Origin of the sequence: Azospirillum sp. HJ39, from assembly GCF_041507355.1 — a bacterium.
In the GTDB taxonomy this organism is placed as follows: domain Bacteria; phylum Pseudomonadota; class Alphaproteobacteria; order Azospirillales; family Azospirillaceae; genus Azospirillum; species Azospirillum thiophilum.
In genome coordinates, this window is record NZ_CP167911.1 from 2,488,395 (window position 1) to 2,500,908 (window position 12,514).

Below are 12,514 nucleotides of genomic sequence, written 5' to 3' on the forward strand. Positions count from 1 at the left end.
GCCATCACTGCCCGGCCGCGGCGAGGAAGTCGCGTATCTTGTCCGACGTGATCGGCTTGGCGATGAAGCGGATGCCCAAAGCCTCCGCCTTGCGCCGCAGCGCATCCTGGACATTGGCAGTCAACAGCCCGATGGGCAGGCCGGTGAACCGCTCCTTCAGCCGTTCGGCGAGAACCAGCCCGTCCATGCCCGGCATGTTGTAGTCGACGATGGCGGCGACCGGTGGCGCCTCGCCGACGATTTCCAGAGCCTCCTCGCCGCTCGCCGCGGTGACGATGGTCCAGTCCGGCCGCAGAGAGGCGATGACGCTGGAGACCATGTTGCGCGCCAGTCTGCTGTCGTCCACGACGAGGATGCTGGTCATACGGTTACTTCCGTCTTAAAGATCAGGTTTATACCTGCGGGTTTCTTACCGCAAAGCGCCCCACGTCACAACAGAGGCCCGCAACATGTCCGGCATCTTCGATCGATGCAGCCCTCCGGCATGGTGATGTTCACCCACGACACGTCTCCACCGGTTCCGGTCCGCGCCGTGCTCGATACCAACATCCTGGTCGCCTACGCCCTGCTGGACACCGGCGCGGGACGCAGTCAGGGCGGACGCTACGGCGCGATCCGCCAGTGCGTCGAGCGGGTGCGCGGCGACCGCGGGCTGGTCGGCAGCGCCGAGACGCTGGCCGAGCTGTCCGAAGTGCTGATGCGCCCCACCTTCGACCGCTACGCCGCCACCGCCGACCGCCGCCGCTTCCTGGACACCGTCGCGGCGGAGACGCGTCTGGTCACCCCGGCCACGGTCGGGCGCCTGTGCCGCGATCCAGAGGACGACATGTTCCTGGCTGCCGCCATCGGCGGAGCCGTACCGTGGCTGGTGACGGTCGACCGCCAGCTCCTGTCGGTGCGCAAGGCAGGCGAAACCCGCGTGCTGCGGCCCGAACGCTTTCTGGACGCCGTGGGCTGACCCGACGCCCGCCAGGCCGATACTCTGCAAGGCGATATCAGTCAGAATCCCCTAGACAATCCGGCCGCCGTTCCTAGAATGAAAAGGGAACACATCGCAAACTGCGAGTGAACAGCAACACGCCGCAACGCCGGCTATGGCATTGGCTTTGGTGATGCGCAGGGGGCATCTGCAGCGATGAGCGTCCAACGGCTTCTGTTCGACGACCTGCCGGAAACGGAGCCGACGCGCAAGCCGCGCCGTCCGCGCGCCGCAGGCACTGCGGCCGTCATGGCGGCACAGGTCGCGGTCGACATGGTGCGTGGGGCTGCCCCCTTGCCGAAGCCCCTGGCTTCGGTGGCTGCCGCCACCCTGCCGCTCGCGCCGCCGGCGCCGCCCCCTCCCCCGCCCGCCTTCGATCCGGCGGCATTGTCGAATGCGGAGATGCGGGCGCTGGTGCAGGCCTTGCCGGACCAGCGCCTCGCCCATCTGCTGATCGAGGCCGCGCGGGAACTGAAGCACCGGGCCATGCCCGACCGCAGCGACCCGGATGGTGAATACGACGATATGCCGCAGCAGCCCAGTCCCGCCCTGCTGCGCGCCGCAAGACAGGTGGTCGGCGACCTGTCCGGCGATGAATTCTGACCCCGGTCCCACTGTCGGGGTGACTCCTTAGCCAATAAAGTTTCCGAGACAAAGCGCGCGGCTTTATGTCATGATCCTTCCCAGCCCGTGCTGTACCTGCCGCATCGCACAATAAAGCGGCCGCCAGACGCCACCGGGCCCGCCGAACCCATAAGCGACGTCTCCCGGAGGGGGCTTTGGACTGGATCTCTTGGTTGCAGGAATGGGGGAATGCCTTTTACCCGCTGGCCTTTGTCTGGGCCTTTTTTGAAGGTGAAACATTTGTAATCTTCGGCGGGATGGGCGCGAAGCTCGGGATCGTCAATCTCTATTGGCTGGTCGGTACCGTGTGGATCGGCAGCTTCATGGGCGATCAGCTGTGGTTCTGGCTCGGCCGCCGCTGGGGCTCCAAGGCGCTGGCCCGCTTCCCGTCGGCCGAGATTCATGCCAGCCGGGTGCTGCGCTGGCTTGAGAAATACGGCGTGGCCTTCATCCTGGTCTTCCGCTTCCTCTATGGCGTGCGGAACATCGCATCGGTCGCCATCGGCACCTCGCGCATGCCCTGGTCGCGCTTCCTGTTCTGGAACTTCATCGCCGCCGGCATCTGGGCCTGGAGCTTCGCCGGCGCCGGTTACATGTTCGGCGAAGCCGCGGCGGCCATGGGCGAGAACGGCCCGAAGATCCTGCTGCTGACCGGCCTCGCCATCGGCGGCCTGTGGCTTGCCATCAAGAGCATCCGCTGGGTCCGCCGCCGCGCGCTCGCCGCGACCAACGCCGCGGAATAGCCAGCCCCGCTTCCGGTACGCCGCTTCTTCCGACCGCGTAAACGGCACGGCAAACGAAAAGGCCCTCTCCAACCGGAGAGGGCCTTTTGCGTTCCGGGCTGCGGGGTCGGTTACAGCTCCGCGGCCATGTAGGTGGGCAGCCAGCCTTCGTTGGCGTCGCGCAGGCGCTTCAGCGACACGATGTCGCCGCCACGGCCCGACAGCGCGGTGCCACGGGTCTCGCCCAGCACGGCGACCGGCACGCCGGCCGCCTTGGCCTTCTCCTGCACCGTTGCGGCAACGTCCGGACGGACGGCCAGGACGTAACGGCCCTGGTCCTCGCCGAACAGCACGCGCGGGGATGCGCCGTCGAAGCCGGTCAGATAGGCGCCGACGCCGCCGGCCAGTGCCATTTCGGCGATGGTGACGACCAAGCCGCCGTCGGCCGCGTCATGGCTCGACACCACCAGACCCTCGCGGATCAGGCCGCGGACGAAGTCGCCGTTGCGGCGCTCGACCGCCAGATCGACCGGCGGGGGGGCGCCCTCCTCACGGCCGAGGATCTCGCGCAGGAACAGCGACTGGCCGAGATGGCCTTTCGTGTCGCCCACCGCCAGGATCACGTCGCCCTCGCTCTTGAAGGCGATGCCTACCGCGATCATCGCGTCCGGCATGATGCCGACGCCGCCGATGGCCGGGGTCGGCAGGATCGCCTCGCCGTTCGTCTCGTTGTAGAGCGAGACGTTGCCCGACACGACCGGGAAGTCCAGCGCCTTGCAGGCCTCGCCGATGCCTTGGACGGCGCCGACGAACTGGCCCATGATCCGCGGCTTCTCGGGGTTGCCGAAGTTCATGTTGTCGGTGATGGCGAGCGGCAGCGCGCCCACCGCCGACAGGTTGCGCCACGCCTCGGCCACGGCCTGCTTGCCGCCTTCGACCGGATCGGCCAGGCAGTAGCGCGGGGTGCAGTCGGTGGTGATGGCCACCGCCTTGGTCTGGCCCGGCACGCGGACGACCGCGGCGTCGGCCTGCCCCGACATGAAGCGGGTGTCGCCGCCGACGAGGCTGTCATACTGCTCCCAGATCCAGCGCTTGGAGGCGAGATCGGGGCAACCGAACAGCTTGGTCAGGGTATCGCCCAGCTCTTCGGAATAGCCGTCGAGCAAGCTGTCGGCGACGTCCTCCGCCTTCGGCGTCGGCTCCCACGGGCGATCGTATTCCGGCGCGGCGTTCGACACCGGGGCGATCGGCATGTCGCACCAGGTTTCGCCATACATCTTGATGACGAGGTTGCCGGTGTCGGTCAGGTGGCCGATGACGGCGAAGTCCAGCTCCCACTTGTCGAAGATGGCCTTCGCCACCTCCTCGCGGCCGGGCTTCAGGATGATCAGCATGCGCTCCTGACTTTCGGAGAGCATGATCTCATAAGGCGTCATCGCCTCTTCGCGCATCGGCAGGCTGTCGAGCGTCAGCTCGATGCCCAGCCCGCCCTTGCCGGCCATCTCGACCGACGAGGAGGTCAGGCCGGCGGCGCCCATGTCCTGGATGGCGACGATGGCGTCGGTCTCCATCAGTTCCAGGCAGGCTTCGATCAGCAGCTTCTCGGTGAAGGGGTCGCCGACCTGCACGGTCGGGCGCTTCTCCTCCGAATCCTCGGTGAACTCGGCCGAGGCCATGGTGGCGCCATGGATGCCGTCGCGGCCGGTCTTGGAGCCGACATAGACGACCGGGTTGCCGATGCCGGCGGCGGCCGAATAGAAGATCCGGTCGGTCTTGGCGACGCCCACGGTCATGGCGTTGACCAGGATGTTGCCGTTGTAGGCCGGGTGGAAGTTCGTCTCGCCGCCCACGGTCGGCACGCCGACGCAGTTGCCGTAGCCGCCGATGCCGGCGACCACGCCCGACACCAGATGGCGGGTCTTGGGATGGTCCGGCGAGCCGAAGCGCAGCGCGTTCATGTTGGCGATGGGACGCGCGCCCATGGTGAACACGTCGCGCAGGATGCCGCCGACGCCCGTCGCCGCGCCCTGGTAGGGCTCGATGTAGGACGGGTGGTTGTGGCTCTCCATCTTGAAGATGACGGCGTCGCCGTCTCCGATGTCGACCACGCCGGCATTCTCGCCGGGGCCGCAGATCACCTGCGGGCCGGTGGTCGGCAGCGTCTTCAGCCACAGCTTGGACGATTTGTAGGAGCAATGCTCCGACCACATGACCGAGATGATGCCCATCTCGGTGAAGGTCGGGGTGCGGCCCAGGATGGCGAGCGCGTTCTCGTATTCGGCCTCGGACAGGCCGAACTCGCGGGCCAGTTCCAGGGTGACGGGGCGCTCCTGCGCCCGGGTAGCATCCGCGCTCACGACAGGGCCTCCACCAGACCTTCGAACATCGGCTTGCCGTCGGTGTTGCCGTGCAGGGCCTCCACCGCGTCTTCGGGGTGCGGCATCAGGCCGAGCACGGTGCGCTTGGCGTTGAAGATGCCGGCGATGTCGGACACCGAGCCGTTCGGGTTGCCGCGCGGGTCGGCCCGCGCCTCGTCGCCGACATAGCGGAAGGCCACCTGGCCCTCGCCGTCCAGCCGCTTCACCGTCTCCGCGTCGGTCCAGTAGTTGCCGTCGCCATGGGCGACCGGAAAGCGGACGATCTGGCCCTTCGCGTATTTCTTCGTGAAGGGGCTGTCGGTGTTCTCCACCCGCAGATGCTGGACGCGGCAGACGAACTTCAGGGCGCCGTTGCGCATCAGCGCGCCGGGCAGCAGCCCGGCCTCGGTGATGATCTGGAAGCCGTTGCAGACGCCGAGAACCCGGACGCCCTGGTCGGCCCGCGCCTTCACCTCGCGCATGATCGGCGAATGCGCCGCCATGGCGCCGGAGCGCAGATAGTCGCCATAGGAGAAGCCGCCGGGCACGACGATCAGGTCGACCTTGGGCAGTTCGGTGTCGCGGTGCCAGACCAGATGCGGCTTGGTCCCGCTGACGGCCTCCAGCGCGGCGACGGCGTCGCGTTCGCGGTTGGAGCCGGGGAAAACGACGATGGCGGCCTTCATGGGGCGGTCAAAATCCGGCGTCGTGAGGGGGAGGAGTTCGCGCCGGACACTAAAGCCGCCGCCCCGGCAAAGCAAGAGTCGGCCAGGGGCGGCGGACTTGTCGGCAGCGCATTACAGGGAGCGCGTTACAGGGTGGGCGCGTCCTCTTCCGGGTAGGCGGTGATGTGGTGCAACGACAGGTCGGCGCCCTTGTACTCCTGCTCGGGGTCGAGGCGGATGCCGACGGTGACGCGCAGCAGGCCATACACCGCGAGCCCCGACGCGAGGCCGAAGGCAGCACCGCCCAGCGTGCCGACGGCCTGGCTCAGCAGCGACACGCCGCCCAGCCCGCCCAGCGCCTCCTGCCCGAAGACGCCGGCCAGCAGGCCGCCGGCCAGGCCGCACAGCCCGTGCAGCGGCCAGACGCCCAGCACGTCGTCGATCTTCCAGTCGATCTGGCACTTGTTGAAGGCCCAGACGAACAGCAGCCCGGCGACGCCGCCGGTGACCAGCGCGCCCAGCGGGTGCATGACGTCGGACCCGGCGCAGACCGCCACCAGACCGGCAAGCGCGCCGTTGTGGACGAAGCCGGGATCGGTGCGGCTGATCACCAGCGAGGTGACGATGCCGCCAACCATCGCCATCAGCGAGTTCAGCGCGACCAGACCGGACACGCCGTCCAGCGCCTGCGCGCTCATCACGTTGAAACCGAACCAGCCCACGCACAGGATCCAGGCGCCCAGAGCCAGGAAGGGGATGTTCGACGGCGGGATGGCGATCAGCGAGCCGTTGGCACGGTAGCGGCCGCGGCGGTTGCCGAGGTTCAGCACAGCACCCAGCGCCACCCAGCCACCGAAGGCATGGACCACGACCGATCCGGCGAAATCGTGGAAGGGCTGGCCGAAGCTCGCCGCCATCCAGCCCTGCAGGCCGAAGCGGGTGCCCCACACCGTGCCCTCCAGCAGCGGATAAAACAGCGCGATCAGCGCCAGCGTCGCCCCGGCCTGCGGCCAGAAGCGGGCGCGTTCGGCGATGCCGCCCGAGACGATGGCCGGCACCGCGGCGGCGAAGGTGGCCAGGAAGAAGAACTTCACCAGATCGTAGCCATAGGCGGCGAAACCGCCGCTTCCCTTGCCGACCAGCGTGTGGGCGTCGGCGAAGAAATCGACTCCGTAGGCGACGGCATAGCCGACGAGGAAATAGGCGATGGTCGACATGGCGAAGTCGGACAGGATCTTCACCAATGCGTTGACTTGGTTCTTCCGTCGGACCGTCCCGACCTCCAGCAGGGCGAAGCCGCAATGCATCGCCAGCACCATCACCGCGCCCATCAGCACGAACAGGACGTCGCCACCCGTCTTTGCCGCATCCATTTGCTCAAACCTTCAGCATTTCGCCTAAAAAAACGGCGAACTGCTATCAGATAAGGCAGATATGCGCAAGGGCGTAGCTGACGTTCGGTTAGGCAGCGTGGCGGAAATACAGCACAAAAAGCGGGCGAACCCGCTTTGGGTTGCCCGCTGTCTGCGCAAGAACGATGCCAGATGATGAAGAGGGAGGCGTTACAGCCCGGCGATGGTCATGCCGTCGATGCGCACGGTCGGCGCATCCATCCCGAAGCGCAGCTCCAGGTCGTCGGCGGCCTCCATGTTCAGGAACATGTCCTTGAGGTTGCCGGCGATGGTGATCTCGTTGACCGGATAGGAGATCTGCCCGTTTTCGATCCAGAAACCGCCGGCGCCGCGGCTGTAATCGCCGGTGACGCCGTTGACGCCCATGCCCATCAGATCGGTGACATAGAAGCCGTCCTTGATCTCCGCCAGCATGTCGGCGCGGCTGCGCTTGCCGGCAGCCATGTAGACGTTGGCCGGGGCCGGGCCGGGCGGGCCGGAGGTGCCGCGGGCGGCATGGCCGGTGGTCTGCAGGCCGAGCTGCCGGGCGGAGCGCAGGTCGAGCAGCCAGGTGGTCAGCACGCCGTCCTCGATCAGGGTGCGGCGCGACACTTCGACGCCCTCGGCATCGAAGGGGCGGGAGCGCAGGCCGCGCTTCACATGCGGATCGTCGACGATGGTGATGGAGGAGGCGAAGATCTGCTGCCCCATCCGGTCCTTGAGGAAGCTGGTGCCGCGGGCGATGCTGGGACCGCTGATGGCGCCGGTCAGGTGGCCGAGCAGGCCGCGCGACACCCGCGGGTCGAACAGCACCGGAACCTTGCAGCTCTTGACCCGGCGCGGGTTCAGGCGGCGCACCGCGCGCTCGCCGGCCTCGCGGCCGATCTCGGCGGGCGCGCGCAGGTCGGCACCATAGACCTTGCTGTCATAATCATAGTCGCGCTCCATCCCGGTGCCGGTCCCGACGATGACGGAGGCGGACAGCGACTGGCGCGAGACGCCATAGCTGCCGGCAAAGCCGTTGGATGCGGCGATGGCGATGGTCGAGCGGCTCCAGCTCGCGTCTGCCCCTTCGGAGTTGGTGACGCCCTCGACGGCCAGCGCGGCCTCCTCGGCGATGCGGGCGCGCTCGATCAGCGTTTCCGACGACGGCTCCTCAGCATCGCAGATGTCGAGGTCGGGCCAGCTGCGGGCCAGCTGCTCCGGGTCGGCGATGCCGGCGAAGCCGTCCTCCGGCACCACGCGGGCCATGGCAATGGCGCGCTCCACCAGTTCGCCCAGCGCCTTGGCGCTGCGGTCGGTGGAGGAGACGATGGCCTGCCGCTTGCCGATGAACACCCGAAGGCCGAGATCGCCCGACTCCGAGCGCTCCAGCTTCTCGGTCTTGCCCAGCCGCTGGGCGAGGGAGACGGACGCGCTGTCGAACAGCACGGCGTCGGCGGCATCCGCCCCGGCGGCGCGCGCCTTGGCGATCAGGTCGTCCAGCAGGTTCAGGACCCCGGACGAATCCGTCTTGTGCTGGTCGTTCGGCGAAACGGTCATCAGGCTCTCCGGTTGGTCTCCGTCCTTGTCTACCAAATGGGACGGCGACGCGGAACGGGGAAGAGGCGAAATGCCCCCTCCCCGCTCCGCGTCGCCGTCGATACCGTCCCCGGTTGCAGGGTCAGGCCAGTTCGCGCCGGCCGGCCGGGGCGTTCAGCGCCGGAACCTTGAGGGCGAAGGCACCGTCACCCAGCAGCGACTGCACGACCAGCAGCAGGGTCCAGAAGGCCGGGAACTCCCAACCGCCGCCCGGAGCGTTGAAGACCCAGCCGTTGCCGGCATGCTGGAGGGTCGCGCCGATCAGGATGGGCAGCAGGGCAAGCGCGATCCAGCGGGTGTAGACACCGGCGATCAGCAGAAGCCCGCCGCCGATCTCGCCCAGGATCACGAGATAGGCGAAGGCGCCGGGATACCCGATGCTCTCGAAATAGCCGACGGTGCCGGGAATGGTGAAGGTCAGCACCTTCAGGACCAGCCCGTGGGCCAGGAACAGCATGCCGAGCGCGACACGCAGAAGGAAGGCGGCATACAGGGCGGTGCGGATGTCGATCATGGCCAGGGTCTCCTCAAATTCATGTCGGCCGGTCCAAGCTGGGTGGGGGCCGCGTTTCGTCTGAAGAGGAGATTAGCCGGTTCCGCGGGCGGGATAATCCGCGGAGTTCGCGATGATTTGTTGTTGCCAGAAGGACAATTCAGCGGAGCGGTGCCCTCCCCCGACCCGGGAGAGGGCGATTCGGTCCCTCACCCCCGCTTCCAGGTGGTGCCCTGCGGCCCGTCCTCCAGCACGATGCCCTTGTCGGCCAGCTCCTTGCGGATGCGGTCGGCCTCGGCGAAGTTCTTCGCTGCGCGGGCGGCCTTGCGACCGGCGATCAGCTGCTCGACGTCCGCGTCGCTCAACCCCTCGGCACCGCCGCTCGGCGCCCAGCGGAACCATGCCTCGGGATCCTGCTGCAACAGGCCGAGCTGCCCGCCGGCCGCCAGCAGGGCCCCCTTGGCGGCGGCCTTCTCGGCGTCGCTCTTCGCCTTGTTCACCGCGGTCGCCAACTCGTGCAGGTGGGCGATGGCGAGCGGGCTGTTCAGATCGTCCTCCAGCGCGGCCAGCACGTCGAACGGCACCTCGGCGGCGGCCGGAGCCGGATCGCCACGCAGCGCCTGGTACCAGCGGTCGAGCGCGCCCTTGGCCTGGCGGATGCCCTCGCGGGTGAAGTCCAGCGGCTGGCGGTAATGCGCGCCCAGCAGGGTCAGGCGGATCGCCTCGCCGGGGAACTCGTCGAGCAGGTCGTGCACGGTGAAGAAGTTGCCGAGCGACTTCGACATCTTCTCGCCTTCGACCGTCACGAAGCCGTTGTGGACCCAATAACGGGCCAGCCGGTCGGTGCCGTTGGCGCAGCAGCTCTGCGCGATCTCGTTCTCATGGTGCGGGAAGATCAGGTCCAGCCCGCCGCCATGGATGTCGAAGGTGGCGCCGAGATGCTCCTTCGCCATGGCCGAGCATTCGATGTGCCAGCCCGGGCGGCCGCGGCCCCACGGGCTGTCCCAGCCGGGCTGGTCGGGGCTGCTCGGCTTCCACAGCACGAAGTCGGAGGCGTCGCGCTTGTAGGGTGCCACCTCCACCCGCGCGCCGGCAATCATGTCGTCCAGCGAGCGGCGGGACAGCTGGCCGTAGCTCGGCATCGACGGCACCGAGAACAGCGCATGCCCTTCGGCGGCATAGGCGTTGCCACGCTCGATCAGCGTCGCGATCAGCGCGATCATCTGGCCGATATGCTGGGTCGCCCGCGGCTCGATGGTCGGGCGCCGGGCGTTCAGCGCGTCCATGTCGGCATGGAACAGGTCGGTGGTGCGGGCGGTCAGCGCGTCGATCGGCTCGCCGCTGTCGCGCGCGCGGTCGATGATCTTGTCGTCCACATCCGTGATGTTGCGGACATAGGTCACCGCCGGATAGAGCCGCGACAGCAGCCGGAACAGCAGGTCGAACACCACCACCGGCCGGGCATTGCCGATATGGGCGGTGTCGTAGACCGTCGGACCGCAGACATACATGCCGACATGGTCCGGGCGAAGCGGCTCGAAGCGCTCCTTGCGGCGGGTCAGCGTGTTGTAGAGGTCCAACGGCACGATCCGAACTCCTGAAAAAATAGGTTACGCCGTCTCTCCGCCGAGCCGGCGAAGCGCCCGCGCGCGCCCGATCAGGGGTAGCAGGTTCTTCAACTCCGGTCCATGGTCGCGCCCGGTCAGCGCCCGGCGCAGAGGGAGGAACAGGTCCTTGCCCTTGCGGCCGGTCGCCGCCTTCACCGCATTGGTCCAGGCACCCCAAGTGGCGGTATCCCACGGCTCGGCCGGCAGGAGATCCGCCGCCTGCGCCAGGAACGCGGGATCCTCGGCCAACGGCGCCACCGGCGCATGGGTCACCGCCCACCAGTCGCCGGCGTCGGCCAGCCGCGACAGGTTCGGCCGCACCGCCTCCCAGAAGACGGGGTCGACCCCGGCCAGCCCCAGCGCCTCCAGCCGACCGGCAACCGCGTCGAACGGGGTCAGGTGCAGGATGCGGGCGTTCAGCCGGCCCAGTTCCTCCGGATCGAATTTCGGCGTGCCGCGGGCGATCTTGGACAGGTCGAACTCGGCCACCAGCTCGTCCAGGGTCAGCCGCGCCTCGATCGGGTCGGAGGTGCCGAGCTTGGCCAGCAGGCTGTTGACCGCCATCCGCTCGATGCCGTCCTCGTCGCGCAGGCTGGCGACCGACAGGCTGCCCAGCCGCTTCGACAGCCCCTGCCCGCCGGCATCGGTCAGCAGCGGCAGATGGGCGAAGGACGGCACCGCGGCGCCGATTGCCTGGAAAATCTGGATCTGCACCGCGGTGTTGGCGACATGGTCCTCGCCGCGGATGATGTGGGTGATGGCGAAGTCGGCGTCGTCGACCACACTGGTCAGGGTGTAGAGCGGCCGGCCATCCTCGCGGATCAGCACCGGGTCGCTCAGCGCCGTGCCCTCGAAATGCACCGGTCCGCGGACGAGGTCGGTCCACTCCACCGGAGTCGGAGTCAGCATGAAGCGCCAATGGGGCTTGCGTCCCTCGGCTTCCAGCCGGGCACGGTCGGCATCGGTCAGGCGCAGCGCCGCACGGTCGTAGAGCGGCGGGCGGCCCTGCGACACAAGGCTGGCGCGCTTGAGGTTCAGTTCCTCCGGCGTCTCGTAGCAGGGATAGAGCCGGCCTGCGGCCTTCAGCGCGGCGGCGGCCTCGTCATAGCGCGGATAGCGGTCGCTTTCGCGGGCAAAACGATCCCAGCTCAGGCCGAGCCAGGTCAGGTCCGCCGCGATGGCGTCGGCGAATTCCTGGGTCGAACGCTCCTCGTCGGTGTCGTCCAGCCGGAACATGAAGCTACCGCCCGTCTTGCGCGCGAACAGCCAGTTGACCAGGGCCAGTCGCACATTGCCGACATGGATGCGGCCGGTCGGGCTGGGGGCGAAACGGACGGCTGTGGGCATGGCGGTGCTGGTCATGGCGGGACTCGCTTGAAACGGACTGGCCCGGACGGAAGGGCGCGCAGTCCTAGCATGCCGGACCGCCGGCCGGAAGTGTCGCAGCCTGCCGTCAGGCCGGCGTTCAGGCCGGTCCGGGCCGGTCGCCGAGGGCCTTGCCCAGGGCACGCACCTGCCGGTTCAGCGTATCGATCTGCTCGCAGTCCATGCCGGACCGTTCGACCAGCGTTTCCCCCAAACAGCGGCTCTCGCCGAGCAGGCTGCGCCCGGCATCGGTCAGCCAGACCTGGACCTGCCGCTCGTCGAGCCGGCTGCGCCGCCTTTCCACCAGTCCGGCCTGCTCCAACCGCTTCACCGGCGGGGTCACCGTGCTCGATTCCAACGCCAGACGGTCGGCGATCGCGCCGACCGTCGCCCCATCCGCCTCTCCCAATACGTTGAGGATCAGATACTGCGGATAGGTGATGCCCATCGCATCCAGCATCGGCTTGTAGGTGCGGGTTATCGCCATGCTGGTCATATAGAGGGCGAAACAGAGCTGGTCATCCAGCGGGATGGGTGTCGGGCGGGACATGATGCCTCTTTTCGGGGGCTGCCCGATCTTCATACCACGCGAAACGATATCGCGATAAAAAATTGTGTGGACAAGCGGGGCTGGACAGCGTAACCATTTCCTTATCGCGATATTGAATATCGCAAAATCATTCTCCGGCGCATCACCGATGCCCGGCCCACCCGCGACAGACACCAAAAG

The 12,514-nt window shown here is 67.9% G+C and carries 12 protein-coding genes; 3 read left to right on the forward strand and 9 right to left on the reverse strand.

Features of this window, described 5'->3' with window-relative positions; translation table 11 throughout:
* Positions 1–4 precede the first annotated feature (4 nt).
* Entirely contained in the window at positions 5–364 is a 360-nt protein-coding gene (locus ABMY26_RS25175; protein ID WP_045580843.1) for a response regulator, read from the reverse strand.
* A gap of 120 nt (positions 365–484) precedes the next feature.
* On the opposite strand from ABMY26_RS25175, the gene ABMY26_RS25180 reads away from it, so the two are divergent.
* The 3 genes from ABMY26_RS25180 (at position 485) to ABMY26_RS25190 (ending at position 2,346) form a co-directional block, all read left to right on the forward strand.
* Entirely contained in the window at positions 485–958 is a 474-nt protein-coding gene (locus tag ABMY26_RS25180; protein WP_372397323.1) for a putative toxin-antitoxin system toxin component, PIN family, read from the forward strand.
* 177 nt (positions 959–1,135) lie between these two features.
* Positions 1,136–1,582, forward strand: coding sequence for a hypothetical protein (locus ABMY26_RS25185; protein ID WP_372397324.1), 447 nt, complete (start codon positions 1,136–1,138; stop codon positions 1,580–1,582).
* A gap of 194 nt (positions 1,583–1,776) precedes the next feature.
* Complete coding sequence (locus ABMY26_RS25190; protein WP_372399066.1) at positions 1,777–2,346, forward strand: DedA family protein; 570 nt, start codon at positions 1,777–1,779, stop codon at positions 2,344–2,346.
* Positions 2,347–2,456: 110 nt separating this feature from the next.
* Here ABMY26_RS25190 and purL read toward each other — a convergent pair whose 3' ends face one another.
* From purL to ABMY26_RS25230, 8 genes are all read right to left on the reverse strand, one after another.
* Positions 2,457–4,682: a phosphoribosylformylglycinamidine synthase subunit PurL gene (gene purL, locus ABMY26_RS25195; protein WP_372397325.1), complete on the reverse strand. Its 2,226-nt coding sequence runs from the start codon at positions 4,680–4,682 to the stop codon at positions 2,457–2,459.
* The gene (gene purQ, locus ABMY26_RS25200; protein WP_045580848.1) at positions 4,679–5,368 is read right to left on the reverse strand and encodes a phosphoribosylformylglycinamidine synthase subunit PurQ; all 690 of its coding nucleotides are present in this window, start codon (positions 5,366–5,368) and stop codon (positions 4,679–4,681) included. The genes purL and purQ overlap by 4 nt, the downstream gene beginning before the upstream one ends.
* Positions 5,369–5,493: 125 nt before the next feature.
* The gene (locus ABMY26_RS25205) at positions 5,494–6,720 is read right to left on the reverse strand and encodes an ammonium transporter (RefSeq protein WP_372397326.1); all 1,227 of its coding nucleotides are present in this window, start codon (positions 6,718–6,720) and stop codon (positions 5,494–5,496) included.
* A 189-nt stretch (positions 6,721–6,909) separates the two neighbouring features.
* A complete protein-coding gene (locus tag ABMY26_RS25210; RefSeq protein ID WP_372397327.1) occupies positions 6,910–8,280 on the reverse strand; it encodes a TldD/PmbA family protein in 1,371 nt (456 codons plus the stop codon).
* 121 nt (positions 8,281–8,401) lie between these two features.
* Positions 8,402–8,833: a DoxX family protein gene (locus ABMY26_RS25215; RefSeq protein ID WP_372397328.1), complete on the reverse strand. Its 432-nt coding sequence runs from the start codon at positions 8,831–8,833 to the stop codon at positions 8,402–8,404.
* Between the two features lie 188 nt (positions 8,834–9,021).
* The gene (gene cysS / locus ABMY26_RS25220) at positions 9,022–10,398 is read right to left on the reverse strand and encodes a cysteine--tRNA ligase (RefSeq protein ID WP_372397329.1); all 1,377 of its coding nucleotides are present in this window, start codon (positions 10,396–10,398) and stop codon (positions 9,022–9,024) included.
* Between the two features lie 24 nt (positions 10,399–10,422).
* The gene (gene gltX / locus ABMY26_RS25225; RefSeq protein WP_372399067.1) at positions 10,423–11,766 is read right to left on the reverse strand and encodes a glutamate--tRNA ligase; all 1,344 of its coding nucleotides are present in this window, start codon (positions 11,764–11,766) and stop codon (positions 10,423–10,425) included.
* Positions 11,767–11,884: 118 nt separating this feature from the next.
* Positions 11,885–12,334, reverse strand: coding sequence for a MarR family winged helix-turn-helix transcriptional regulator (locus tag ABMY26_RS25230; RefSeq protein ID WP_372397330.1), 450 nt, complete (start codon positions 12,332–12,334; stop codon positions 11,885–11,887).
* Positions 12,335–12,514 lie beyond the last annotated feature (180 nt).

Bases quoted from the DNA above. Each gene is read 5' to 3' on its own strand.
- ABMY26_RS25230 (WP_372397330.1), bottom strand. From the start codon at position 12,334: ATGTCCCGCCCGACACCCATCCCGCTGGATGACCAGCTCTGTTTCGCC.
- ABMY26_RS25205 (WP_372397326.1), bottom strand. From the start codon at position 6,720: ATGGATGCGGCAAAGACGGGTGGCGACGTCCTGTTCGTGCTGATGGGC.
- ABMY26_RS25185 (WP_372397324.1), top strand. From the start codon at position 1,136: ATGAGCGTCCAACGGCTTCTGTTCGACGACCTGCCGGAAACGGAGCCG.
- purQ (WP_045580848.1), bottom strand. From the start codon at position 5,368: ATGAAGGCCGCCATCGTCGTTTTCCCCGGCTCCAACCGCGAACGCGAC.
- ABMY26_RS25175 (WP_045580843.1), bottom strand. From the start codon at position 364: ATGACCAGCATCCTCGTCGTGGACGACAGCAGACTGGCGCGCAACATG.
- ABMY26_RS25215 (WP_372397328.1), bottom strand. From the start codon at position 8,833: ATGATCGACATCCGCACCGCCCTGTATGCCGCCTTCCTTCTGCGTGTC.
- ABMY26_RS25210 (WP_372397327.1), bottom strand. From the start codon at position 8,280: ATGACCGTTTCGCCGAACGACCAGCACAAGACGGATTCGTCCGGGGTC.
- gltX (WP_372399067.1), bottom strand. From the start codon at position 11,766: ATGCCCACAGCCGTCCGTTTCGCCCCCAGCCCGACCGGCCGCATCCAT.
- ABMY26_RS25180 (WP_372397323.1), top strand. From the start codon at position 485: ATGGTGATGTTCACCCACGACACGTCTCCACCGGTTCCGGTCCGCGCC.